The following is a 26,808-nucleotide window of genomic DNA, read 5'->3' on the forward strand; positions in this document are numbered from 1 at the left end:
CGGGGCTATAGTATAATGGATTCAATGCTAATATTAACCATTCTAATTGTAGTTGGTGCACTTGGTTTTGACTTTATCAACGGCTTTCACGATACAGCTAATGCCATTGCGACTTCTGTTTCAACCAAAGCTTTAAAACCGCGACATGCAATTCTTTTAGCCGCAACCATGAACTTTGTCGGGGCTATGACGTTTACGGGCGTAGCCAAAACGATTACAAAGGATATCGTTGATCCTTATACGCTTCAAAATGGTTCTGTCGTTATTTTAGCAGCATTAATTTCTGCTATCGCGTGGAACCTAATCACATGGTATTTCGGTATCCCGAGTAGTTCTTCTCATGCAATTATTGGATCGATTGCAGGAGCAGCTATTGCAGCTGCTGGATTTGGTGCTTTAAATTACAAAGGTTTCATCAAAATCATTGAAGCCCTTCTAATTTCACCAGTTCTAGCCTTTGTAGTAGGTTATATTGTCTATACGATTATCAAGCTAACGTTTAAAAACCATAACTTGACGAAAACGAATAAGCGTTTTCGCCGCGTTCAAATCCTGACTGCAGCTCTACAATCTTACACACACGGTACGAATGATGCGCAAAAAGCAATGGGTATCATTACGCTAGCGCTTATTGCTAACAATATGCAAAGCGGTACTGAGATTCAGTGGTGGGTACAGCTGGCTTGTGCGGTTGCAATGGGGCTTGGAACGTCAATTGGTGGATGGAAAATCATTAAAACCGTTGGCGGTAAAATTATGAAAATTCGTCCTGTTAATGGAGTAGCTGCGGACTTAACGGGTGCTGCCATTATCTTTGGAGCAACGTTTATTCATCTACCTGTCAGTACTACTCATGTTATTTCATCTTCTATCTTAGGTGTAGGTTCTGCTCACCGAGTGAAAGGTGTAAAATGGGGAACTGCACAGCGCATGGTGATTACATGGGTTATCACATTGCCAATTTCAGCTTCATTAGCTGCACTTATCTATATGATTTTAAATTTGTTCTTTTAATAAATGGGGAGCTTCTTTTAAAGAAGCTCCTTTTTTTATTTACATCCCCTCATTTGCACAGTACACTTAAAACATGAAAATAACACAATCGTTTTTAAAAGGGAGATGGAGAAATGTTTGGAAAAGTAGCTGCTGATGTATTGGGGCTAAGTGATATTGGTTCTGTTATTAAGCCAGTTGATTATGACAAGGTAGATGCAGACGATTACGTTATGCATGAAGAACAAGAAAAAATTTATTTTCTAATCAAATCAAAGTCAGATGAATATTGCTTTACCAATAAAGCGCTCATTCACCTTGATGGAACAAGTGCTACAAGTAAAAAGCGAATGCTTCGCCGCTATAACTACAGCACAAATCACATTTCAAACGTAATGCTAGAAACGGCTGGAACTGTCGATTTAGATGTGGAAATTAAATTTAAAATTGGCTCGGAAACTTTTTCTATCGATGTACACAAAAAGCATATAGAAGAGGTAAAAGATTTATATAAAGCGCTGTTTAAAATGTCTGAAATAACGCGTGAAAATGAAATTGCGCTCGATTTTGCTAAACAAAGCATTCAGCTAGCTTCTTCTACGCTAAGCAGTACAAGAAATACAAGTGGAAGTGTTGCTGGTGAATTTAAAGAAATTAACGAAGCCGCGTTTTCTTGGTTATTAGATAAAAAAACAGCCTACACAACAAAAGATTTCAGCTCAGTTTTCGAGCTGTATATCAATAATTAATAGAAACAGCTGCTCCTTTTATGGAGCAGCTGTTTTTTAATGCTGAACGTTGTAGAATCCTCATGTTAACCTTGAAAAATCACCGAAAAAAGAGCACAATATAAAATAGAAAAGAGAAACAATAGAGACGGGTTTAACTGAAAGAAATAATAGAAAATAAGACTTATAGGTGGAAAGGATTACGGTATGACAGCAAAAAATAATGAGGATACAGTGGCAGAATTAGAAAAGTCACTTCGACATATTGCAGCTATTGTGAAGCAAAAAGGAAGAGAAATTTTAGAAGACTATACGATTACGCCACCTCAGTTTATTGCTTTGCAGTGGCTGTTTGAACGTGGAGATATGACGATTGGCGATTTATCAAATCGGATTTTTCTCGCTTGTAGTACAACGACAGATTTAGTAGATCGTATGGAAAAAAATAAGTTGGTGGTTCGGGTCAAAGATCCGAAAGACCGCCGCGTAGTGCGTATTCATTTGCTTCCTGAAGGAGCACGTGTTATCGAAGAAGTAATTGAAAAGCGACAAACGTATTTAAATGGCGTACTGGCAAACTTCTCTCCTAGTGAAACAGAAGTTTTACGAGTAACGTTACGAAAATTACATGATGAAATGAAAGAAAAATGAGGCGATTGTTTTGAGTAGACCAATTGGTGTTATAGATTCAGGTGTGGGCGGATTAACGGTAGCAAAGGAAATTATGAGACAGCTTCCGAAAGAACAAATTATGTACATTGGAGATACAGCCCGCTGCCCATACGGTCCTCGTCCCAGTGAAGAAGTACGAGCTTTCACATGGGAGATGACTAATTATTTAGTAGCTAAAGATATTAAAATGCTTGTTATTGCGTGCAACACGGCTACGGCAGTTGTACTAGATGAAATTCAAGAACAGCTCGATATTCCGGTTATAGGCGTCATTGAACCAGGATCACGAGCTGCGCTTAAAGTAACTAAAAATCATAAAATAGGCGTAATCGGCACAAACGGAACCGTTAAAAGCCAAGCCTATACACATGCACTCCGCGCTCTTCATACGAGAGTGGAAGTGGAAAATTTAGCATGCCCTTTGTTTGTACCTCTTGTAGAGAGCGGTAATTATGAAGGACCGGAAGCGCAGCGAATTGTAAAAGAAACATTAAAACCTTTTTATCATACAGATATGGATACCCTTATTTTAGGATGTACGCATTATCCGTTATTAAAGCCAGTTATTCAAGAAGCAATTGGGCCTCGAGTTCAGTTAATTAGTTCTGGTGAAGAAACGGCAATAGAGGTAAGTGCCATTCTTTCTTATAGCAATTTACTAGCTCCTAGAAGCATGGAGCCCGAACACTACTTCTATACAACAGGCTCAACAGAACTGTTTCAATCTATTGCATCTAAATGGTTTGAGCACCCTGTATATAATGTTGAGCATATCAAGCTTTAAAACCGAGCATATTAAGCTCGGTTTTTTTTGTGGCCAAAAACTTGTTTGAGCTGGTCTAAAATGCAAATAAGCTCGTATACATAGTAGTACAAACAGTCTGAGGAGGGAAAGGAATGTCCAAAAAGACCAAATTTGTTCTCATATCCGCCGTGGTGACCACATCTGTGTTGTTATCCGGCTGTGGACTTTTCGGAGGGGATAACGCAGCAAAGGAAATTGATCCGCCAAAGGATGTCACCTATGTGAAAGATGAAAAATCATTAGCGACTGAAGCAAAAGTAACGGAAGCTAATAAAAAACAAAGTAAAGCGGCAGAAACATCTGCGCCTACCAAAAGAGAAATTTACTTGATTGATAAAAACGGGTACGTTGTTCCCCAGACGCTTGAAATTCCTAAATCAAAAGGTGTCGCTAAACAGTCTCTTGAATATTTAGTAGAGGGTGGACCAGTCACAAACTTATTGCCAAATAATTTCCGAGCGGTTCTTCCTGCTGATACAAGAGTTTTAGGGACAAAGCTGGAAAGTGACGGCACGATGGTAGCAGATTTTTCACCTGAATTTGCTGAATATAAAAAAGAAGATGAACTCCGTATCCTGCAGGCCGTAACGTGGACGCTGACGCAGTTTGAAGGCGTAAATAAAGTTAAAATTCGCATTAACGGCTATGATAAAGATGAGATGCCTGTAAATCATACACCAATCAGTAAAGGGTTGAGCAGAGCAGATGGCATTAACTTTGATAATACTGGAGTAGTTGACGTAACCCAAACGAAGCCAGTTACGATCTATTACTTAGCTCAAGAGGGCAAACAAACTTACTATGTTCCTGTTACAAAACGAATTGCTTCTGATGACAAAGATATGTACACTGCAATTGTGAACGAGCTTGTAGAAGGACCTGCGCCTGCATCAGGTTTAGTGACAGATTTTAATCCTGATGCAAAGCTCGTAGCAGCTCCAAAGTATGCGGACGGTCAGTTAACGCTGAACTTTAATAAAAACATCTTTGGAAATTTAAAAGGAACGGAAATTTCTCAGTATGTTCTCGACTCCTTGGTGTTATCGCTGACGGAACAAAAAGCCGTAGACAGCGTTGCCATTAAGGTGAATGGCAAAAAAACGCTAAAAGATGAAAAAGGGAAAAAGCTAACGGAGCCAGTTTCAAGACCTAAAAATGTGAACACAGGTAGTTTTTAAAAACAAATTTTTGTTATACTAGTAAAGGACTAAGTAGAAAGAGGTCTGCTGAAATAGCGACCTCTTTCCGCTGTTTTATAGTTAAAATGGAAGAAGCTATTACATATAAATGAATTAATAGGAGGACATGCTTAATGCGTTTGGACGGTAGGGAATTTAATGAATTGAGACCTGTATCTCTTCATACTTCATACTTAAAGCATCCAGAAGGATCTGTATTAATCTCGGTGGGAGACACAAAGGTTATTTGTACAGCAAGCATAGACGACAGAGTGCCTCCTTTTATGCGTGGACAAGGAAAAGGATGGATTACAGCTGAATATTCTATGCTGCCTCGAGCTACGGCACAAAGAAATATACGCGAATCAACAAAAGGTAAAGTCACAGGACGAACAATGGAAATTCAGCGTCTGATCGGACGAGCTCTTCGTTCTGTAGTCGACCTGGAAAAGGTCGGAGAAAAGACCATTTGGATTGATTGTGATGTTATTCAAGCAGATGGCGGAACAAGAACAGCATCGATTACAGGTGCATTTGTGGCTATGGTTTTAGCGTTTGGAAAGCTGGTTGAAGAGAACAAGCTGACAGAAATTCCTATTCGTGACTATTTAGCTGCGACTTCAGTAGGTATCCATGGAGAAAATTCGATTTTAGATTTAAATTATGAAGAAGATTCGACAGCGGAAGTTGACATGAATATTGTGATGACAGGAAGCGGACAGTTTGTAGAATTACAGGGAACGGGAGAGGAATCGACGTTTTCGAGAGAACAGTTAAACCATCTTCTGGATTTAGGGGAAAAGGGTGTTTATCAATTGATTGAACAGCAAAAGAAAGTTCTTGATCATCTGGCTGCTTACATTCCGGTTAAAGAAAGGTAAGGGATTGACGTGCGTGAAATCATTATTGCAACTAAAAATGCAGGCAAAGTAAAGGATTTTGAAACACTATTCTCACCGAAGGGATTTAAAGTAACATCGCTTCTTGATTTTCCTGAAATTGAGGACGTGGAAGAAACGGGCGTTACATTTGCAGAGAACGCCACGCTAAAGGCAGAAACCATTTCATCAGCATTAAATAAGCCGGTTATTGCCGATGATTCTGGGCTTGCTATTGATGCCTTAAACGGAGAGCCAGGCGTTTATTCCGCGCGTTATGCTGGTGAAAATAAAGATGATAATGCTAATATAGAGAAGGTACTTCAAAAATTACATGACGTGCCGTTTGAAAAGCGCACGGCACGTTTTCATTGTACGCTTGCTATTGCAGTGCCTGGAAAGAGAACAGAGCTTGTAGAAGGCACGTGTGAAGGGCGCATCTTGGAAGAAAAAAGAGGCGAGAACGGCTTTGGATACGATCCTATTTTCTTTGTAGAAAAATGGAACTGCTCCATGGCAGAATTGTCTAAAGAACAAAAAAATCAAATTAGTCACCGAGCAAATGCGTTAGAAAAACTAGCACCGCTAATTGATGCGCAATTTTAGAAGGAGTGATGACGTGTGAAACTATTAATTGTAAGCGATAGCCACGGGTTACAAGAAGAACTGCTCACTATCAGAGAAAGACATGCTGATGTAGATAAGATGATTCATTGTGGTGACTCTGAGCTGCCACAAGACAGCAAAGAAATGTCTTCGTTTTTAGGCGTTCGAGGAAATTGTGATTATGATGCATCTTACGTCAATGATCGAGTAGAGTCACTTGGAGAAGCCACGTGTCTGGTTACACACGGTCACTTATATAATGTTAAAATGTCTATGATGAATCTGCATTACAAAGCGAGAGAAGTGGGGGCAAACGTTGTTTGTTTTGGGCATTCTCACATAGCGGGAGCTGAGCTCATGGACGGAGTTTTATTTATCAATCCAGGAAGTATGTTACTTCCTCGTATGAGAAAAGAACGTACGTATGCTATACTAGTAATGGATGGTACAGAAGCTACCGTGCAGTTTTACGATATAAGCGGTAAACATATTCCTAGCATGCAGTTAACCTGTACACTTTCAGCATAATATAGCCAAATATAGGGAGAAGAGAAGGTTTTTTACCTCTCTTCTCATAAAATTTCAAAAAAACGTTGACTTTTAAATTATATTTGAATATAATAAGTATTGTCTTTGATACAGTTTAACATTATGTCCCAGTAGCTCAGCAGGATAGAGCAACGGCCTTCTAAGCCGTCGGTCGGGAGTTCGAATCTCTCCTGGGACGTCTAGAAAAAAATCCCGGCTTTTACTTTTTAGTAAAAGCCGGGATTTTTTTATTTATCTTAAAAGTGAATGTTTGTTCATTCAGTGTGTACAAATGAACGTTTCAGAAAAACTTTTTGAGTGGCTATAAACCCTTATTGCATCAATAATGAAAACGCATTCAAATATTCTGTTTAGTCTAAATTGTCTAAAAAAATCTTGAAAAGTGGTTGACTATGCATAGAAATGGGCGTAAGATAGTCCTCAAATATAAGTTTTCTAAAAATTTTAATTAATTGTAATTAATTTAAAATATGATGTGTAAAGCATTGTTCAAAAAGCATATAGCGTTTTAAAACGTTGAAGAGGATAAGTAGTTTTGATGTTTAGGTATCAACAGAGAGTCGGGTTGCTGGAAGCCGGCGTTACCAAGTCAAAATGAACTCACCTCAGAGTGTCACCCTGAAATTCAGTAAGGGCGACCGAGTGTACTTCCAAAGCACTCGTTATCAAAAAGAATGTACAGTATACATTCATAAGGTAATCATTACGATTACAAACGAGGGTGGTACCGCGTAAAGTACAAAAGACTTTTCGCCCCTTGACCTATATCATTTGATAGGGTCTATTTAGGGGTGAGAAGTCTTTTTTCTTTTATCTAGAAAACGAAAGGATGAGAAAAGTGGGAGCCAATATGCAAACGAAAGAACCTGTAAGCGCTGGGGCACAAATGAATGGAGCTGACATGTTGATTGAATCTCTAAGAAGAGAAAACGTTGACGTCATCTTCGGTTACCCAGGGGGAGCCGTTTTACCGATTTACGATAAGCTATACGGTTCAGGAATGTTTCACGTACTTGCTCGTCACGAACAAGGTGGAATTCACGCAGCAGAAGGGTACGCAAGAATTTCAGGTAAACCCGGTGTAGTTATCGCAACAAGTGGTCCTGGTGCAACAAATATCGTAACAGGTTTGGCAGATGCGATGATTGACTCACTTCCTTTAGTTGTTTTTACTGGTCAAGTAGCTTCAAGTGTAATTGGTTCTGACGCGTTCCAAGAAGCAGATGTATTAGGAATCACAATGCCAATTACAAAACATAGCTATCAAGTACGCAATATCAGCGACATGCCGAGAATCATCAAAGAGGCATTTCATATTGCGACAACAGGAAGACCTGGTCCAGTCTTAATCGACATTCCAAAAGATATGGCACAGGGTGATGGAACATTTAATTATGAAGGAGAAATTGATTTACCTGGCTATCAGCCAACTTATTTTCCAAATCAGCTGCAGGTTAAAAAGTTAACAGACGCAGTAGCAGCTGCAAAGAAACCTGTTATTCTAGCAGGTGCGGGAGTATTATTGAGTAAAGGTTCAGAAGAATTAAAAAATTATGCTGAGCGTCAAAATATTCCGGTTATTAATACGCTTTTAGGGTTAGGTTGTTTTCCTGCAGATCATCCGCTTCATTTAGGAATGGCTGGCATGCACGGAACGTACACAGCAAACATGGCAATTTATGAGAGTGATCTTCTCATTAGTATCGGGGCGCGCTTTGATGACCGAGTAACAGGTAACTTAAAGCATTTTGCACCAAATGCAAAAATTGCTCACATTGACATCGACCCAGCGGAAATTGGAAAGAATGTTCCAACCAAGATTCCAATTGTTGGAGATGCAAAAGAAGTATTAAAGCAATTGCTTCTGCAAGAAGGAGAAGTTGGAGATTATACGAAATGGCATGAGAAATTAGCGGCGTGGAAACAAGAATATCCATTATGGTATCAGAACTCAGCGGACGTGTTGAAACCACAAAAAGTAGTTGAGTTGCTTCACAAATATACAAATGGAGATGCCGTTGTTACAACGGACGTTGGGCAACATCAGATGTGGGTAGCTCAATACTACACATTTAATAATCCAGATCGATGGGTAACTTCAGGTGGCCTTGGCACCATGGGCTTTGGATTACCTTCTGCAATCGGCGCTCAGCTGGCAAATAAAGATAAAACAGTTGTAGCAGTCGTTGGTGACGGTGGATTTCAAATGACGCTTCAAGAATTAGGGGTTATTAGAGAATTAAACTTACCTGTTAAAGTGGTTGTGCTTAACAATCAGTCGCTTGGAATGGTTCGTCAGTGGCAGGAAATCTTCTATGAAGAACGCTACTCGCACTCTTTAATTCCGAATCAGCCTAATTTAATGAAGCTTGCAGAAGCCTATGATATCAAAGGTTTACAAGCTTCTACTGAAGAAGAAGCGCATGCGGCTCTGAAAGAAGCAATGGAAACAGATGGACCTGTTTTACTAAACTTCTTTGTCGCACCTAAAGAAAACGTATATCCAATGGTTGCACCTGGAAAAGGATTACATGAAATGGTAGGGGTGAAACCATGAAGCGAATCATTACAGCAACTGTATTAAACCGTGCGGGCGTTTTAAATCGCGTAACGGGGTTATTTACAAAAAGAAATTTCAATATTGAGAGTATTTCGGTAGGACACACTGAATCTGAAGATGTATCACGCATGACGTTTGTCGTAAACGTAGAGCATGACAATGCTGCTGAACAAGTGATTAAGCAGTTAAACAAGCAGATTGACGTGTTGAAAGTTCAAGATATTACGGATCAAGCCGTGGTGTCAAGAGAGCTTGCTTTAATGAAAGTAGCATCTACACCTGCGAGCCGTAACGAACTTTATGCAGTAATTGAGCCTTTCCGTGCAACCATCATTGATGTAAGCCGCGACAGCTTAATTATTCAAGTAACAGGTGAATCCAGCAAGATTGAAGCGATGATTGATTTACTTCAGCCTTATGGATTAAAAGAAGTAACGCGCACAGGGACAGTAGCTGTTCCGCGCGGTACGCAAAAAGCAGCAGCCAAACTTTCATCAATCATTTAATTCTAGCTAGTTACTAAAAAAGTAAACTATATAAAACTATATAAACTAAGAGGAGAGATTTATTATGACAAAGGTATATTACAACGGAGATGCAAAGGATCAATTATTACAAGGTAAAACAGTAGCAATCGTAGGTTATGGTTCACAAGGTCACGCTCACGCACAAAACTTACGCGACAGCGGAGTAAACGTGGTAGTAGGATTACGTAAAGGTAAATCATGGGATCAAGCAGAACAAGACGGCTTCACTGTATTATCTGTAAAAGAAGCAGTTCAACAAGCAGAAGTAGTAATGGTATTACTTCCAGATGAGCATCAGCCAAAAGTTTATAACGAAGAAATTCTTCCAGGATTAAAACCAGGAAAATCTTTAGTATTTGCTCACGGTTTTAACATTCACTTTAATCAAATCGTAGCACCTGAATTCGTTGACGTATTCTTAGTAGCTCCAAAAGGTCCTGGTCACCTTGTAAGAAGAACATATGAAGAAGGAGCTGGCGTACCGGCGTTATTCGCAGTATTCCAAGACGTAACTGGCGAAGCAAAAGACGTAGCATTAGCTTATGCTAAAGCAATTGGCTCAGCTCGTGCGGGTGTATTAGAAACAACGTTTAAAGAAGAAACAGAAACAGATCTTTTCGGTGAGCAAGCAGTACTTTGCGGCGGTTTAACTTCATTAGTTAAAGCTGGTTTTGAAACGCTTGTAGAAGCTGGCTACCAACCGGAAGTTGCATATTTTGAGTGTTTACACGAATTAAAATTAATTGTTGACCTTATGTATGAAGGTGGAATGGAAGGCATGCGTTATTCAATCTCTGATACAGCTCAATGGGGTGACTTCGTTTCAGGACCACGCGTTGTAGATGAGCGTTCAAAAGAACAAATGAAAAAAGTGCTTGAAGATATCCAAACAGGTAAATTTGCAAAAGGCTGGATCCTAGAAAACCAAGCAAATCGTCCAGAATTTACAGCTATCAATAACCGTGAAAACGAACATTTAATTGAAAAAGTTGGCGCTCAATTACGTGAAATGATGCCATTTGTTAAAAAACAAAAGAAAGAAGCGGTGATCGCTAGTGCAAAAAATTAAACTATTTGACACGACGCTACGCGATGGTGAACAGTCACCTGGAGTCAATTTGAACCTACAAGAAAAGCTTGAAATTGCTAAGCAGTTAGAGCGATTAGGTATCGACATTATTGAAGCCGGATTTCCCGCTTCTTCAAAAGGTGATTTTCAATCCGTAAAAGAAATTGCGTCTATTGTCAAAAATTCTTCTGTAACAGGCCTTGCAAGGTCTGTTACAAAAGATATTGACATTGCATGGGAAGCGTTAAAAGAAAGTGCAGAACCAAGACTGCATGTTTTTATCGCTACTTCCGAAATTCATATGCAGCATAAATTGAAAAAAACACCTGATGAAGTACTTGAAACAGCAGTGGAAATGGTGAAATACGCAAGTGAAAAATTCCCGGTTGTTCAATGGTCTGCTGAAGATGCATGTCGCACAGATTTACCGTTTTTAGCTAGAATTGTAGAAGCTGTTATCGATGCTGGTGCAAAAGTCGTTAATATTCCAGATACGGTAGGATTTATCACGCCTGGTGACTATCAATCCGTATTTAATTACTTAAAAGAACATGTATCAAATATTCATAAGGTCGATTTGTCAGCTCACTGCCACGATGACTTAGGGCTAGCTGTTGCTAATTCAATGGCTGCTATTGAAGCAGGAGCTACTCAAATTGAAGGAACGATTAACGGAATCGGAGAACGTGCCGGTAACGCTGCTCTTGAAGAAGTAGCACTTGCGCTTCATGTCCGTCAAGACTTCTATCAAGCGAGCACAGGTTTGATCTTGCCCGAAATCAAGCGTACGAGTGACATTATCAGTAAGCTTACCGGAATGAATATTGCGCCAAATAAAGCAATTGTCGGAAAAAATGCTTTTGCTCATGAATCAGGTATTCACCAAGATGGCGTCTTAAAAAATCCGTTAACATATGAGATTATTTCCCCAGAACTTGTGGGTGTTAAACAAAATCCGATTGTGCTGGGTAAACACTCAGGCCGTCATGCGTTCCGTACACGCTTAGTAGAGCTTGGGTTCACATTGGAAGATACAGAAGCAAACGTGCTTTTTGAGAAGTTTAAAGACTTAGCAGATAAGAAAAAAGACATTACCGACGATGATTTATTGGCATTAGTCATTCAAAAGCAAGTTAGCAAAGACAGTGAATATAAGCTTGAAAGTCTGCAAGTTCAGTATGGTACGAACAATATTCCTACGGCTACGATTACGCTTCGCAAAGAAAACGGCGAAGAGATTCAAGAAGCAGCTACGGGATCTGGAAGCGTGGAAGCTATCTATAATACGCTGCAGCGCTGTGTTGAGCAAGATGTCAAACTATTAGACTATCGTATTCAGTCTATTAACGGCGGTCCGGATGCACTGGCTGAAGTATTTGTGAAGGTTGAAAGCGAAGGAACTGAAGCAAGCGGACGCGGAGTAGCATTTGACGTATTAGAATCGTCAGCGAAAGCCTATTTAAATGCCATTAATCGATTAATCGCTATTCAGCAGCATCGTACAAAGCAAGAAGTAATGTGAACTGAAGGGAGAGACCACCATGACAAAAAAAGTCGCTGTATTACCAGGTGACGGCGTAGGAACAGAAGTAACCAAAGGCGCTGTTGCCGTTTTAAAAGCAATTGGAGAGCGCTTTGATCATCAATTCGAGTTTACGTATGGATTAATTGGCGGAGCTGCAATTGATGAGGCTGGCACACCTCTTCCAGAAAGTACAATTGAGATTTGTAAGCAGGCGGATGCCGTCTTACTTGGATCCGTTGGAGGGCCAAAATGGGATCGTAACCCTTCACATTTGCGACCAGAAAAAGGTTTGCTAGCTATTCGAAAAGAATTGGATTTATATGCTAACCTTCGTCCAGTGACGTTTTATGATAGCTTAGCAGATGCCTCTCCTTTGAAAAAAGAATACATTGAAGGTGTTGACTTCATTATCGTTCGTGAGCTAACAGGGGGCTTATATTTTGGTCAGCCTAGCGAGCGTCGAACAGAAGGAAATGAAGAGACAGTTGTCGACACGTTATTTTATAAGCGTACAGAAATAGAAAGGATTATTCGCCAAGCGTTTGAAACGGCTGTAAATCGACGTAAAAAGGTAACGTCGGTTGATAAAGCGAATGTGCTTGAGTCTAGTCGAGTGTGGCGTGAAGTAGCTGAAGAAGTAGCAAAAGACTACCCGGATGTAGAGCTTGAGCATATGCTTGTAGATTCAGCTGCTATGCAGTTAATTCGTAATCCGAAATATTTTGATGTAGTGGTAACTGAAAATATGTTTGGTGATATTTTGAGTGATGAGGCTTCTATGCTGACAGGATCGTTAGGGATGCTTCCATCTGCGAGTTTAACGGTTGATGGTCCATCTTTATACGAACCGGTTCACGGTTCTGCACCAGACATTGCTGGACAAAACAAAGCTAATCCGATTGCTGCTATTTTATCTGCAGCAATGTTGCTTAGACATTCATTTGGATTAGAAACAGAAGCAGCGGTGATTGAACAAGCGGTTGAAAGTGTATTACATGCAGGTCATCGAACAGCTGACTTAGCAGACGGTAATCATTATTTAGGTACCGATAAAATGGTGGATGCAATAACTGCGGTTATTGCCAACGATTCTGCCATTTCAAGCATTATGACAGCTTACAGTTAATCATGCGTTTCTCACGTTTTGTGAGAAACGTTTTTCATAATCAGAAAGGAGGAGCAGTATGAAACCAAAAACAATTATTGATAAGCTTTGGGAACAACATGTTGTACGTCGAGAAGAGGGGAAGCCGGACTTATTATATATCGATCTTCATCTTATTCATGAAGTAACGTCTCCTCAAGCATTCGAAGGTCTTCGCGTGGCAAATCGTCAAGTGAAGCGTCCGGACTTAACGTTTGCTACAATGGATCACAATATTCCAACGGTTGACCGTTTTAATATTAAAGATCCGATTGCAAAGAAACAAGTAGACAAACTATCTGAAAACTGTCATGAGTTTGGTGTGAAGCTTTTAGATTTAACAAGCGAAGAGCAAGGAATTGTGCATATCATTGGACCGGAATTAGGATTGACGCAGCCTGGAAAAACCATTGTGTGCGGAGATAGCCATACATCTACTCACGGTGCATTTGGAGCGCTTGCTTTTGGTATAGGAACGAGTGAGGTAGAACATGTTTTAGCAACGCAAACGCTATGGCAAGCGAAACCAAAAACGCTACAAGTGAAAGTAAATGGCAAAAAACAGCCTGGTGTTTATGCTAAGGACATTGTGTTAGCAATTATTCAAAAATTCGGCGTGAATTTTGGAACGGGTTCAATCGTAGAATTTACGGGCGAATGTATTCGCGACCTTTCAATGGAAGAGCGCATGACTATTTGTAATATGTCTATTGAAGCCGGTGCAAAAGCTGGTTTAATCAGTCCAGATGATGTTACTTTCTCTTATATTAAAGGGCGTCAGTATGCTCCTAAAGGAGAACAGTTTGAAAAAGCAGTGGAAGCTTGGGCAGCTTTAGCAACAGATGAAGGTGCAACATACGATGAAACGCTAGAAATTGATGCAGATACAATTGAGCCTGTTGTAACATGGGGAACAAACCCGGCGATGAGTTCTTATGTTAGCAAGCAAGTTCCTACATTAGAAGAGTGTACAACAGAAGCTGAGAAAAAGTCTTTGTCACGAGCACTTGAGTATATGGGCTTACAGCCCGGCATGGCAATAGAAGAGATCCCAGTTCAGCATGTATTTATCGGTTCATGTACAAATGCTCGTTTGTCTGATCTTCGTGACGTGGCAGCCTTTATTAAAGGAAAGAAAGTGTCACCAGATGTGCGAGCGATGATTGTACCAGGTTCTCAAAAAGTAAAGCGAGTGGCTGAAGAAGAAGGGTTATCTGCTATTTTTATTGAAGCAGGCTTTGAATGGAGAGACTCGGGCTGCAGCATGTGTCTAGGCATGAACTCTGACTTAGTTCCACAAGGCGAACACTGTGCGTCCACTTCTAATCGAAACTTTGAAGGACGTCAAGGAAAAGGTGCCAGAACGCATTTAGTAAGCCCGGTAATGGCAGCAGCGGCAGCGGTATATGGACATTTTGTTGATGTACGCAAACTACAAGAACAAGCGGTGCGATAAGGAGGAGAACACAGATGAATGCTTTTACAATCCATACAGGAAAAGTAGCAGGTCTCGACCGAGCAAACGTAGATACTGATCAAATTATCCCAAAGCAATTTTTGAAAAGAATTGAGCGTACTGGCTTTGGCCAATTTCTCTTTTTTGATTGGCGATATAATGAAGATGAAACGTTAAATGAAACGTTTGAACTAAATCAGCCTCAAAATCAAGGAGCAACAATTCTTGTAGCTGACGAGAACTTCGGGTGTGGTTCGTCACGTGAACACGCTCCATGGGCGCTTTTAGACTATGGGTTCCGTGCCATTATCGCACCGTCATTTGCGGATATTTTTAAACAAAACTGTCTAAAAAATGGTATTTTACCTATTGTTTTACCAAAAGAAGATGTTTCCTATTTAATGAAAGAGTCTCAAAGTGCTTCTTACGCCTGTACAATCGATCTTCATCAGCAAAAAATTACCGATGAAGCAGGTTTTGAACGTACGTTTGAGATCAATGGCCATTGGAAATATATGCTTGTTAACGGATATGATGAAATTGGCTATACGCTTTCTTTTGAAGACGACATTTCTGCTTATGAAGCAAAAACGGTAAGATATTAACCAAAAATCGAGCAAAATGATGATTTTGCTCGATTTTTTTGCGTTCCGTTAATTCAATTGCTAAACTGTAAAGCAAATGGACCGCGAAGTGGGGAGAAAACATGTCGAATGAACAACAAAACAAAATTGTAGCTTTTCCTCTATTAAAAGAACGGTTGGTTGAAAAAGCTACAGAACATATGCAGCACAAGCAATTTCAAGAAGCACTTCCTTTATTTGAGCAGGCCTACGAACTTGATAATAAGCATCATGAAATTTTGCTTGGCCTTGTTATTTGTCACGTGGAGCTCGGTGATGCAGGCATAGCTAAGGAATTATGTGAGCAAATGCTGAAAGAAGATATTGGCGATTATTATCATAATTTGCAAATGTACCTCATGGTGTTAATTCAGCTTGGTCATTATCATGAAGGATATGTCACTCTACAAACAGTTATTCAAGAACACAAACTCCCTTCTGAACATGCTGAACAGCTTTATCAGCTATTGGAGTTCTGCAAAAATAGAATGAATCAAGAACAAGTCATAGAAGAACAAACAGAAGAAGAACAGATAGAGCAGTTTAAATCATTCACAGTTCTAGACAATATTCAAGATCAGCTTGAATGGGTTCATTCATTAAAAACAAAGAGAATTGAAAAGCAGCGCTTCTTTCTGGAACAGCTATTTTCATCTGAAGCTATTCACCCTATCGTAAAAACAGTCGCTTTAAAAACAGTCATGGAAGAAGAAGTAGACATTGATTTTATGATTAGTAAGTTTGGAGAGACGAAAAAAGTAAATGCGCTTCAGCTTCAACGAACAACACCGTATTTGTTTGCCGAGCAAGTAGAAGCGCAGCTGACGGAAAAGCTGGAGCATGAAAATCCTACATTGCTGCAGGTTGCCGTTGAAATATGGCAGCGTCATTTATTTATAACATTTCCGTTTTTACCGGGTGATAATGTAAAACTTTGGACAGAAGCGGTGTATGCTGTTAGTCTGATGATGCAAGGAGAAGAGTCAGATGCAGCTGTAGCAGAGGAAGACGGAAGTTTCTCCGCAGCTGAATTACGAAAGGCAATTAAAGAGCTAAAAGAAATTGAAGAAATTTCTTTTATATAAAATGTGGTGTTTAGTTGAAACGTCATTGTTGTATGTTATAATATAATGGTTGTAAAATGCACTTAAATACGTATAGTAGAATTTCATCTTTACATTACATTCCTACTTACTTTAAAGTAGTAGGGAGTTAAATAGATAATGATTGAGGTTTGAACTGATAGGCTATCTGCATTATCTAATTTAGAAATCACTACTTAAAATGATTTTGGAGGGAAACATTCATGTCTGCAAAATGGGAAAAACAAGAAGGAAATCAAGGCGTTTTAACAGTAGAAGTTGAAGCTGCTGAGTTTGATAAAGCCTTAGATAAAGCATTCACAAAAGTTGTAAAACAAGTAAACGTACCAGGGTTCCGTAAAGGTAAAATGCCTCGTCCACTTTTCGAAAAACGTTTTGGCGTAGAATCTTTATACCAAGATGCACTAGACATCTTATTACCTGAAGCTTACAGCAATGCAATTGTTGAAGCTGGTATCGAGCCGGTTGATCGTCCAGAAATCGATGTTGAAACAATCGAAAAAGGACAACCTCTAGTTTTCACTGCTAAAGTAACTGTTAAGCCTGAAGTTAAATTAGGCGAATACAAAAACTTAGAAGTAGAAAAAGTAGATACAACTGTAACAGATGAAGACGTTGAAGCTGAATTAAAAACACTTCAAGAGCGTCACGCTGAACTAGTTGTTAAAGAAGAAGGAACAGTAGCTGAAGGCGATACAGCTGTAATCGACTTTGAAGGTTTCGTTGATGGCGAAGCATTTGAAGGCGGAAAAGGCGAAAACTATTCTTTAGAAATCGGTTCTAACACATTCATCCCTGGCTTTGAAGAGCAACTAGTTGGTCTTGAAGTAGGCGCTGAAAAAGAAGTGGAAGTAACATTCCCTGAAGAGTATCACGCTGAAGAGCTAGCTGGTAAAGCTGCTAAATTCAAAGTGAAATTACACGAAATCAAATCTAAAGAGCTTCCAGCTTTAGACGATGAGTTTGCAAAAGACGTAGATGAAGAAGTAGAAACTTTAGAAGCGTTAAAAGCAAAAACAAAAGAAAAATTACAAAGCGATAAAGAAAACCAAGCAGAATCAGCTCTTCGCGACACTTTAGTAGAAAAAGCTGCTGAAAATGCTGAAGTAGAAATTCCAGAAGCAATGTTCAACACTGAAATGGATCGTATGATGCAAGAGTTTGAACAACGTTTACAAATGCAAGGTCTTAACCTTGAACTTTACTTCCAATTCTCAGGTCAAGATGAAAAAGCTCTTCGCGACCAAATGCGTCCGGATGCTGAAAAGCGTGTGAAAATCAACTTAACGCTAGAAGCTATTTCAAAAGCTGAAAATCTTGAAGTAAGCGAAGAAGAAGTAGAAAAAGAATTAGAAAACATGGCAGGAATGTACAACATGCCTGTCGAAGAAATTAAGAAAGTGCTTGGCAGTCTTGATAGCATTAAAGAAGACATGAAAGTACGTAAAGCAGTTGAATTTCTTGTAGAAAACAGCAAAGCTGTTGCATAATAGTAAGTAAGAAACAAGGCGCGACTTGATCGTGCCTTGTTTTATAAACTTCAATAGTTTTTTTATATCATAACCAACACCGTAGAAGCAGCTTTAACCCATTGTTTGAAATCCGTGGTTATGAAATAGGCCCAATAAGAGGACACTATATAATAGCAGATCTTCATTCTGTTATGCTCATCAACAACATATACATAAAACGTTTTAGTATCTATTCAAGAAAATGTATGGTAAAATGCAATACAAATCTTTTCATAGCGCTTTTACTATGTGATAAAGAGGGGCATTTACCTACAAATAGATGAGTTGTTCATGTTGTTGGGCTATAGCGCGGATAGAAATCAGCTTCGAGCACTTTAGTAAATACTACAAGGGGTGAAAATTATGTTTAAATTTAACGATGAAAAAGGGCAGTTAAAATGCTCATTTTGTGGTAAAACACAAGAACAAGTACGCAAGTTAGTTGCGGGTCCAGGTGTTTACATATGCGATGAATGTATTGAACTTTGCACGGAAATCGTAGAAGAAGAGTTAGGTACAGAAGAAGAAGTAGAATTTAAAGATGTACCAAAACCAAAAGAAATTCGTGACATTTTAGATGAGTATGTAATTGGTCAAGAGGATGCGAAAAAATCGTTATCTGTTGCAGTATACAACCATTACAAACGAATCAATTCAAACAGTAAAATTGATGACGTTGAGTTATCAAAAAGTAATATTGCATTAATTGGACCTACAGGAAGCGGTAAAACTTTACTAGCTCAAACATTGGCTCGTATTTTAAACGTACCGTTTGCGATTGCAGATGCAACATCTCTAACAGAAGCGGGTTATGTAGGAGAAGATGTTGAAAACATCTTATTAAAATTAATTCAATCAGCTGATTACGATGTGGAGAAAGCTGAAAAAGGTATCATCTACATCGATGAAATTGATAAAGTAGCGCGTAAGTCTGAAAACCCATCTATTACACGTGATGTATCAGGTGAAGGTGTGCAGCAGGCTCTTCTTAAAATCTTAGAAGGTACTGTAGCAAGTGTTCCTCCTCAAGGTGGACGCAAACACCCTCATCAAGAATTTATTCAAATTGATACAACAAATATCTTATTTATTTGCGGTGGTGCGTTTGACGGAATCGAACCTATTATTAAGCGCCGTCTAGGTAAAAAAGTAATTGGTTTCGGTTCAGAAACAAAACAACAAGACTTTACAGAAAAAGAGTTACTAGCAAAAGTATTACCGGAAGATTTATTAAAATTTGGTTTAATTCCAGAGTTTATTGGTCGTTTACCGGTTACTGCTAGCTTAGTGCCTCTTGATGAAGAAGCGCTAGTTGAGATTTTAACAAAACCGAAAAATGCACTAGTGAAACAATATCAAAAAATGCTTGAACTTGATGACGTTGAACTTGAGTTCGAAGACGAGGCTTTAGTAGAAATTTCTAAAAAAGCAATCGAGCGTAAAACAGGTGCTCGTGGTCTACGTTCAATCATTGAAGGTATTATGTTAGATGTAATGTTTGATCTTCCTTCACGTGATGATATTACAAAATGTATTATCACAGGTGAAACAGTTCGTGATCAAGCGGCTCCTAAGTTCGTATTAGAAGACGGATCTACTATTCAAGAAGGCAGCAAAACATCAGCATAAAAAAAGCCGGGTACTCAATTTGAGTACCCGGCTTTTTTCTGTTGATGAAGGACAACTAAATTTTACTTTTTACTAGAATCTTGTTTATTCCTACTGCTGCAGGGAGATAATAACTGATAATTATCTTACTAAACTGCGCAGGAGGTTTATCTATGAACTGGACGAATATTGCCTTAATGGTCCAACTCTTTTTTGGTATCATCATTGGCTTATATTTTTGGAATTTATTACGCAATCAGCGTACGCAAAAAGTCTCAATTGACCGGGATTCAAAGAAAGAAATGGAGCAACTGCAGAAGATGAGAGCCATCTCTTTAACTGAGCCGCTTGCCGAACGTGTGAGGCCGTCTAGCTTCTCCGATATTGTCGGACAAGAAGATGGAATTCGGTCACTAAAGGCTGCCCTTTGCGGTCCTAATCCACAGCACGTTATTGTATACGGGCCGCCTGGAGTAGGAAAAACAGCAGCAGCACGTTTAGTGTTAGAAGAAGCAAAGAAAAATAAAAAATCACCTTTTAAACAAGCAGCTGTATTTGTAGAGTTAGATGCAACTACGGCGCGTTTTGATGAGCGAGGCATTGCAGATCCTTTAATTGGATCAGTGCATGACCCCATTTACCAAGGCGCAGGCGCTATGGGCCAAGCTGGAATTCCGCAGCCAAAACAAGGAGCAGTTACAGATGCACACGGGGGAATTTTATTTATTGATGAAATTGGAGAACTCCATCCTATTCAGATGAATAAGCTGTTAAAGGTTCTAGAAGATCGAAAAGTGTTTATGGAAAGCGCCTATTACAGCGAAGAAAATACACAAATTCCAACACATATTCACGATATTTTTCAAAATGGTTTACCAGCCGACTTTCGCTTGATTGGTGCGACGACTAGAACGCCTAATGAAATTCCGCCTGCCATTCGTTCCAGATGCGTAGAGGTATTTTTCCGTGAGCTTGATCGCGACGAAATTATTACAGTTGCAAAAAAAGCAGCAAATAAAGTCAGAATGGATATATCAGAAGAAGGTTTATCTCTGTTTTCTACATATGCACGCAATGGACGTGAAACGGTTAATATGATGCAAATTGCGGCTGGACTAGCGATATCAGAGGAACGAACGGACATTAAAAATGAAGATATTGAATGGATTGTTCATTCTAGTCAACTATCTCCAAGACACGATCCGAAAATTGCAGATGAGGAAAAAGTGGGGCTTATTAATGGATTAGCCGTGTACGGGCCCAACTCTGGAGCACTTTTAGAAATTGAGGTCAAAGCGATTCCTGCAAAAGAGAAAGGGAACATTATTATTACGGGTATCGTTGAAGAGGAAAGTATAGGGACTCAAGGGAAGTCTATTCGTCGTAAAAGTATGGCTAAAAGCTCAATTGAAAATGTCATAACGGTTCTTCGCTCAATGGATGTGCCAGCCGATGAGTATGATATCCACGTGAATTTTCCGGGAGGTGTGCCAATCGATGGACCTTCTGCTGGTATTGCTATGGCAACAGGGATCTACTCAGCAATTTATGAAGTCCCAATCAAACACACGGTAGCAATGACAGGAGAAATTGGTCTGCACGGCAACGTAAAGCCAATTGGCGGCGTAATTCCAAAAATCAAGGCAGCAAAACAAGCAGGCGTTCAGACGGTGATTGTGCCAAAAGAAAATATGAATGCAATGGTAGAAAAGGTAAAAGGTATCGATATTATTCCTGTCCATCATTTAACAGAGGTGTTTGAACAAGCACTATTGTCTGTACATGAGCATGTTGCACATTTGTCGGTAGATCCAGCTATTCCAAATAGAGAATCTAGCTAATTCTATCATGATAATTAAAAATTAATGGTCAGATGAATATTCATCGCCTTTTTCGCGTATAAAACCTTTATACACAGCCAACGAAAAAGGCGTTTTTTTATGAAAAGAGCTTAAAAAGATATATTTTGCCTTTTAATTCTTTCTCATGATACAATTAGTAATTACTATTGTTAGACAATGTGTATACAAATGAGATAAAATTGTTAAAAGAATTCACACTTTACATACTTTAATTGACGAGCATTGGAGGTGTTCATTGCATGGCAGAAAAAGAAAAATTGACAATGCCGCTACTGCCTTTACGAGGTTTGATCGTCTATCCGACAATGGTGCTTCATTTAGATGTTGGGCGAGACAAATCTGTGCAAGCATTAGAAAAAGCAATGATGGATGATCACTTAGTTTGTTTAGTATCACAAAAAGATATGGGTATCGATGAACCAACAAAAGAGGATTTATATAGAACCGGTACGTTGGCAAAAATTAAACAAATGCTAAAGCTGCCGAATGGAACGATGCGCGTCTTAGTAGAAGGACTAAATCGCGTAACCGTTACAGAATTTGAAGACAGCGAAGAATATTTTGTTGTACACGTGGAAAAGCAAAATGAAGAACATCAGGTTGATGTAGAAGATAAAGCGCTGATGCGCACGCTTTTAGACTATTTCGAACAATACATAAAACTTTCCAAAAAGGTGTCCGTTGAAACTCTTTCAACCGTAAGTGACATTGAAGAACCAGGAAGATTAGCAGATATTGTAGCCTCTCATTTACCAATAAAAATTCAGCTTAAACAAGAAATTTTAGAAACAACTGATGTGAAAGAAAGATTAAATACGATCATTTCTCATATTCAAGACGAGCAAGAAGTTTTGCAGCTGGAGAAAAAAATTGGACAGCGTGTAAAGAAATCAATGGAACGCACTCAGAAAGAGTATTATCTTCGTGAGCAAATGAAGGCGATTCAAAAAGAGCTTGGAGACAAAGAAGGAAAGACAGGAGAAGTAGCAACGCTTCGCGAAAAAATTGAAGCAAGTGGGATGACGGACCATGTCAAACAAGTGGCGTTTAAAGAATTGGATCGCTATGAAAAAATTCCTGCTACCTCCGCTGAAAGCTCAGTCATTCGAAATTATATCGAGTGGTTGATTGCGCTACCTTGGACAAACGAAACGGAAGATACGCTCAATATTCATAATGCTGAACAAGTGCTGAACGATGAGCACTATGGCCTTGAAAAAGTGAAGGAACGCGTATTAGAATATCTAGCCGTGCAGCAGTTGACAAAATCTCTTAAAGGCCCTATTTTATGTTTAGCAGGACCTCCTGGCGTAGGGAAAACATCCCTAGCCCGCTCAATTGCTACGTCTCTAGATCGTCATTTTGTACGAGTATCTCTAGGCGGTGTGAGAGATGAGTCAGAAATCCGCGGTCATCGTCGCACGTACGTGGGAGCTATGCCTGGACGCATTATTCAAGGAATGAAAAAAGCAGGAACGATTAACCCTGTATTTCTGCTTGATGAAATCGATAAAATGTCAAATGATTTCCGAGGAGACCCGTCTTCTGCTTTGTTAGAAGTATTGGATCCTGAACAAAATCATAATTTCAGCGATCACTATATAGAAGAAACGTATGATTTATCAAAAGTGATGTTCGTGGCTACAGCTAATAACTTAGCTACGATTCCGGGGCCGCTGCGCGATCGAATGGAAATTATTCAAATTGCTGGTTACACGGAGCTGGAAAAGCTTGAAATCGCGAAGCGTCACCTATTGCTGCGCCAGCTAGAAAATCACGGATTGCAAAAGGGCAATTTGCAGATTCGCGATGACGCCTTAACAGCAATCATACGTTTATATACGAGAGAAGCTGGTGTTCGTAACCTTGAACGCGAAATTGCTTCCATTTGTCGAAAAGCAGCTCGTATCGTAGTCTCTGGTGAGAAAAAGCGCGTGGTGGTGACGGCCAAAACGCTTGAAGAATTCCTTGGTAAGCCTAGGTTCCGCTACGGACAGGCTGAGACGGAAGATCAAGTTGGCGTTGCTACAGGTCTTGCTTACACAACTGTAGGAGGAGACACGCTGGCCATTGAAGTAAGCTTATCCCCTGGTAAAGGAAGACTAGTGCTAACCGGAAAGCTTGGAGACGTGATGAAAGAATCAGCTCAGGCGGCATTTAGCTATGTGCGTTCAAATGCAGAGAAACTAGGAATTGATGAGAAGTTTTATGAAAAACATGATATTCATATCCATGTTCCAGAAGGAGCTGTACCAAAGGATGGACCTTCTGCAGGAATTACCATTGCCACTGCTCTAGTATCAGCACTAACGGGTAAACCAGTGCGTAGAGAAGTAGGAATGACAGGAGAAATTACACTAAGAGGTCGCGTATTACCAATCGGTGGTTTAAAAGAAAAGTCACTTAGTGCACACCGTGCCGGATTAACTAAAATATTAATCCCTCACGATAATGAACGTGATATTGAAGATATCCCTGACAGTGTACAAGAGGAATTAGACATCGTTCTTGTGTCACATGTGGACCAAGTATTGGAACATGCGCTAGTAGGAGAGGTAAAATGAAAGTAACTCAAGCCGATATTGTTATCAGTGCCGTACGCCCTGAACAATATCCTAAAGAAAACCTGCCAGAATTTGCGTTAGCAGGCCGTTCAAATGTAGGAAAATCATCTTTTATTAATAAGATGCTCAATCGCAAAAGCTTAGCGCGTACGTCGTCTAAGCCTGGAAAAACTCAAACGCTTAACTTCTTTTTAATTAATGAAATCCTTCACTTTGTAGACGTACCTGGCTACGGATTTGCAAAAGTGTCTAAAAAAGAGCGTGAAGCATGGGGGAAAATGATTGAAACGTATTTAACAAATCGTGAGCAGCTTAAAGCTGTGTTAATGATTGTTGATCTACGCCATGCTCCTTCAAAGGATGACGTTATGATGTATGAGTTTTTGAAGCACCATGACCTTCCCGTTATGGTTATTGCGACGAAAGCCGATAAAATTCCTAAAGGAAAATGGCAGAAGCACTTAAAAGTAGTGAGAGAAACGCTGGATTTAGATCCAAATGATGAATTAATTCATTTCTCATCTGAAACAGGTGAAGGAAAAGATAAAGCGTGGAAATCTTTGCAGTATCGCATGACTCACTAAACAAAGGAATAGAAGCTAAAAAAATGGAACGTTTATCATCACTCTACCAGGAAGTGAGTCAAACGTTCCATTTTTTTAACTTGTTTACATAGATTACTTTCGTTTGAAAAATAATAAATATAGCCCAACTAGTAACAATAAAATAGGCCAGAAGGTTGTTAAATAATTTACGCCGTCTTCAACTTTTGGCAAAAATAGTTTAAGACGGTCTGAAAACATCATTAAAATGGCAATAATTAAAAGGGTGCCGCCTTGGAAAAAGCCCGATTTGGCTTTTCTAGCACTGAGTAAAAAGCTAATGGCCACCATAAAAACGACCATGCTAATATTCGTAGGCCAAAAGGGAATTTGTTCACTTACATAGAAATGAATACCTAAAGTGATTAATATGTAACTTGCAAGCAAGTTTGAATGATCTTGAGATAAAGCAGACTCAGTTAACAGTGCCGCTCCTATTAAAATTAACAGTACAGGCCACGTGTATACCTTTGCTGCAATGCTCATATGTAGTTCATTCAGTAAGAAAAAGATTCCAAATCCAACTAGTAAGACACCAAAAAACATTGATTGCTTTTTCATAGTAACCTCCAGGTGTTTCAAAACAGAAAACGTGATAAAACGCTGCTTTTTTGATACAATTTATTACGGAATAACAGTTAATATCTTAACACATGTTTTCAAAGACTGTTCACATTTTTTTTTCGAATGACTTATAGAACATGTTATAATAGTTAGAAATAAGGCGAAGATTACATCTGTGTAATGTCCGCCGGTTTTTACGAATAGTAGAATGAAGAACGCCGGATTTTACGGGCAGTTATCTCACTGTAGCTCTTTGGAAATTTAGGGGTTACTGCCCGTCAAATTCGGATAAATAAGCACATTTCAATTATAGGGGGTATGTACAAATGCATATTATAGCAGTCGGCTTAAACTTTCGAACAGCCCCTGTTGAAATAAGAGAAAAGCTTAGTTTTAATGAGCAAGAACTAGCATCTGCCATGAAAACGTTAAGCGGCCAAAAAAGCATTTTGGAGAACATCATTGTTTCAACATGCAATCGTACGGAAATTTATGCTGTTGTTGATCAATTACACACGGGCCGTTATTATGTAAAAGCATTTTTAGCTGAATGGTTCGGAATAGATAAAGAAGAGTTTTCGCCTTATTTAACGATCTATGAAAATGATGGAGCCATCGAACACTTATACCGAGTAGCATGTGGATTAGATTCAATGGTGATTGGTGAAACACAAATTCTTGGACAAGTGCGTTCAAGCTTTTTGCTTGCTCAAGAAGAAGAAACAATTGGAACGGTTTTTAATCAGCTGTTTAAACAAGCTGTGACATTAGCCAAAAAAGCTCATCATGAAACAGAAATTGGTGCGAATGCAGTTTCTGTCAGCTACGCAGCCGTAGAGCTTGCTAAAAAGATTTTTGGAGACTTATCATCTAAACACGTATTGATTCTTGGTGCGGGAAAAATGGGTCAGCTGGCCGTGCAGAATTTATATGGCAGCGGAGCTAAAAAAGTAACGGTAGTGAATCGAACATTTGAAAAGGCACAGGAGCTAGCAAACCGTTTTTCTGGAGAAGCCAAACCATTTGCTGATCTTCAACATGCTTTAAGCGAAGCAGATATTTTAATTAGTTCAACAGGAGCTAATGACTATGTAGTAACGAAACGAATGATGAGTGAAGCAGAGCGTACGCGTAAAGGTCGTCCATTGTTTATGGTAGACATCGCCGTTCCGCGTGACTTAGATCCAGAACTAGATGAGCTAGAGACGGTCTTTTTATACGATATCGACGATTTAAACGGGATTGTAGAATCTAATTTGCAAGAGCGTCAAAAAGCTGCGGATGAAATTGAAATTATGCTTGAAGCTGAAATTGTTGCTTTCAAGTCTTGGCTTGGTACATTAGGCGTTGTACCTGTTATTTCTGCACTTCGTCAAAAAGCACTTACCATTCAAGCTGAAACGATGAAAAGCATTGATCGTAAGCTCCCAGATTTATCTGAGCGTGAGCGCAAAGTGTTAAATAAACATACAAAAAGTATAATTAATCAACTTCTTCGCGATCCAATTTTACACGCGAAAGAATTGGCTGGAGAGAAACATGCTGAAGAGTCTTTAGAGCTGTTCATGAAGATTTTTAATATTGAACAGGAAGTTGCTTTGCAAAAAGAAAAAGAAGAGCAGCTTCATACATCGATTACGTCTCATTCAGTAGCTTATCAGTCTTAAGTGAGGATTGAATA

General features: G+C 39.3%; 23 protein-coding genes, 1 tRNA gene and 1 other annotated feature. Of the genes, 23 read left to right on the plus strand and 1 reads right to left on the minus strand.

The features are described from left to right. Window positions 1–15 precede the first annotated feature (15 nt). The 22 genes from ACH6EI_RS00970 (at window position 16) to yihA (ending at window position 24,545) form a co-directional block, all read left to right on the plus strand. A complete protein-coding gene (locus ACH6EI_RS00970) occupies window positions 16–1,014 on the plus strand; it encodes an inorganic phosphate transporter (protein WP_028411744.1) in 999 nt (332 codons plus the stop codon). Window positions 1,015–1,127: 113 nt separating this feature from the next. After that, the gene (locus ACH6EI_RS00975) at window positions 1,128–1,742 is read left to right on the plus strand and encodes a PH domain-containing protein (RefSeq protein ID WP_013059383.1); all 615 of its coding nucleotides are present in this window, start codon (window positions 1,128–1,130) and stop codon (window positions 1,740–1,742) included. 186 nt (window positions 1,743–1,928) lie between these two features. Then, window positions 1,929–2,372: a MarR family winged helix-turn-helix transcriptional regulator gene (locus ACH6EI_RS00980; protein ID WP_013059382.1), complete on the plus strand. Its 444-nt coding sequence runs from the start codon at window positions 1,929–1,931 to the stop codon at window positions 2,370–2,372. A 10-nt stretch (window positions 2,373–2,382) separates the two neighbouring features. After that, window positions 2,383–3,177, plus strand: a complete 795-nt coding sequence (gene racE / locus ACH6EI_RS00985; RefSeq protein ID WP_099331313.1) for a glutamate racemase — start codon at window positions 2,383–2,385, stop codon at window positions 3,175–3,177. 113 nt (window positions 3,178–3,290) lie between these two features. After that, on the plus strand, window positions 3,291–4,376 hold the full coding sequence (locus tag ACH6EI_RS00990) for a GerMN domain-containing protein (RefSeq protein ID WP_033579640.1): 1,086 nt from the start codon (window positions 3,291–3,293) through the stop codon (window positions 4,374–4,376). A gap of 134 nt (window positions 4,377–4,510) precedes the next feature. After that, entirely contained in the window at window positions 4,511–5,257 is a 747-nt protein-coding gene (gene rph, locus ACH6EI_RS00995) for a ribonuclease PH (protein ID WP_028411741.1), read from the plus strand. Window positions 5,258–5,266: 9 nt separating this feature from the next. Further along, entirely contained in the window at window positions 5,267–5,860 is a 594-nt protein-coding gene (locus ACH6EI_RS01000; RefSeq protein WP_028411740.1) for an XTP/dITP diphosphatase, read from the plus strand. Between the two features lie 15 nt (window positions 5,861–5,875). Continuing rightward, window positions 5,876–6,388 carry a metallophosphoesterase gene (locus ACH6EI_RS01005; protein ID WP_028411739.1) on the plus strand — a complete coding sequence of 171 codons (513 nt, stop codon included), beginning with the start codon at window positions 5,876–5,878 and terminating at the stop codon, window positions 6,386–6,388. Window positions 6,389–6,513: 125 nt separating this feature from the next. Next, window positions 6,514–6,587 (plus strand) — tRNA-Arg (locus ACH6EI_RS01010). 329 nt (window positions 6,588–6,916) lie between these two features. Beyond that, window positions 6,917–7,170 (plus strand) — a binding site (T-box leader). A 68-nt stretch (window positions 7,171–7,238) separates the two neighbouring features. Further along, entirely contained in the window at window positions 7,239–8,966 is a 1,728-nt protein-coding gene (gene ilvB / locus ACH6EI_RS01015; protein ID WP_205689536.1) for an acetolactate synthase large subunit, read from the plus strand. Continuing rightward, window positions 8,963–9,475, plus strand: coding sequence for an acetolactate synthase small subunit (ilvN, locus tag ACH6EI_RS01020; RefSeq protein WP_013059375.1), 513 nt, complete (start codon window positions 8,963–8,965; stop codon window positions 9,473–9,475). The genes ilvB and ilvN overlap by 4 nt, the downstream gene beginning before the upstream one ends. Before the next feature lie 64 nt (window positions 9,476–9,539). Next, window positions 9,540–10,565 carry a ketol-acid reductoisomerase gene (gene ilvC, locus ACH6EI_RS01025; protein WP_028411737.1) on the plus strand — a complete coding sequence of 342 codons (1,026 nt, stop codon included), beginning with the start codon at window positions 9,540–9,542 and terminating at the stop codon, window positions 10,563–10,565. After that, a complete protein-coding gene (locus ACH6EI_RS01030; protein WP_013085140.1) occupies window positions 10,552–12,087 on the plus strand; it encodes a 2-isopropylmalate synthase in 1,536 nt (511 codons plus the stop codon). Before ilvC ends, ACH6EI_RS01030 begins: the two co-directional genes overlap by 14 nt. Window positions 12,088–12,106: 19 nt before the next feature. Then, a complete protein-coding gene (leuB, locus tag ACH6EI_RS01035; protein ID WP_028411736.1) occupies window positions 12,107–13,216 on the plus strand; it encodes a 3-isopropylmalate dehydrogenase in 1,110 nt (369 codons plus the stop codon). Window positions 13,217–13,274: 58 nt separating this feature from the next. Next, entirely contained in the window at window positions 13,275–14,690 is a 1,416-nt protein-coding gene (gene leuC, locus ACH6EI_RS01040) for a 3-isopropylmalate dehydratase large subunit (protein ID WP_028411735.1), read from the plus strand. 14 nt (window positions 14,691–14,704) lie between these two features. Next, a complete protein-coding gene (gene leuD, locus ACH6EI_RS01045; RefSeq protein ID WP_028411734.1) occupies window positions 14,705–15,295 on the plus strand; it encodes a 3-isopropylmalate dehydratase small subunit in 591 nt (196 codons plus the stop codon). A gap of 101 nt (window positions 15,296–15,396) precedes the next feature. Continuing rightward, window positions 15,397–16,398, plus strand: coding sequence for a tetratricopeptide repeat protein (locus tag ACH6EI_RS01050; RefSeq protein WP_099331312.1), 1,002 nt, complete (start codon window positions 15,397–15,399; stop codon window positions 16,396–16,398). Window positions 16,399–16,619: 221 nt separating this feature from the next. After that, a complete protein-coding gene (gene tig, locus ACH6EI_RS01055) occupies window positions 16,620–17,906 on the plus strand; it encodes a trigger factor (protein ID WP_016765666.1) in 1,287 nt (428 codons plus the stop codon). 384 nt (window positions 17,907–18,290) lie between these two features. Continuing rightward, window positions 18,291–19,556 (plus strand): ATP-dependent protease ATP-binding subunit ClpX, encoded by a 1,266-nt coding sequence (clpX, locus tag ACH6EI_RS01060; protein WP_013059367.1) that lies wholly within the window; start codon window positions 18,291–18,293, stop codon window positions 19,554–19,556. A 152-nt stretch (window positions 19,557–19,708) separates the two neighbouring features. Then, window positions 19,709–21,376 (plus strand): ATP-dependent protease LonB, encoded by a 1,668-nt coding sequence (gene lonB, locus ACH6EI_RS01065; protein WP_028411731.1) that lies wholly within the window; start codon window positions 19,709–19,711, stop codon window positions 21,374–21,376. A 260-nt stretch (window positions 21,377–21,636) separates the two neighbouring features. Further along, window positions 21,637–23,961 carry an endopeptidase La gene (lon, locus tag ACH6EI_RS01070; RefSeq protein WP_014458105.1) on the plus strand — a complete coding sequence of 775 codons (2,325 nt, stop codon included), beginning with the start codon at window positions 21,637–21,639 and terminating at the stop codon, window positions 23,959–23,961. After that, entirely contained in the window at window positions 23,958–24,545 is a 588-nt protein-coding gene (gene yihA / locus ACH6EI_RS01075; RefSeq protein ID WP_013059364.1) for a ribosome biogenesis GTP-binding protein YihA/YsxC, read from the plus strand. Before lon ends, yihA begins: the two co-directional genes overlap by 4 nt. 93 nt (window positions 24,546–24,638) lie before the next feature. Here yihA and ACH6EI_RS01080 read toward each other — a convergent pair whose 3' ends face one another. After that, window positions 24,639–25,124: a LiaF transmembrane domain-containing protein gene (locus ACH6EI_RS01080; RefSeq protein WP_013059363.1), complete on the minus strand. Its 486-nt coding sequence runs from the start codon at window positions 25,122–25,124 to the stop codon at window positions 24,639–24,641. Window positions 25,125–25,453: 329 nt separating this feature from the next. Between ACH6EI_RS01080 and hemA the strand changes: the two genes are divergently transcribed. Beyond that, window positions 25,454–26,794, plus strand: a complete 1,341-nt coding sequence (gene hemA / locus ACH6EI_RS01085; RefSeq protein ID WP_033579644.1) for a glutamyl-tRNA reductase — start codon at window positions 25,454–25,456, stop codon at window positions 26,792–26,794. Window positions 26,795–26,808 lie beyond the last annotated feature (14 nt).

It is taken from the genome of Priestia sp. JSM ZJ58 (genome assembly GCF_044383985.1).
GTDB lineage: Bacteria > Bacillota > Bacilli > Bacillales > Bacillaceae_H > Priestia > Priestia zanthoxyli.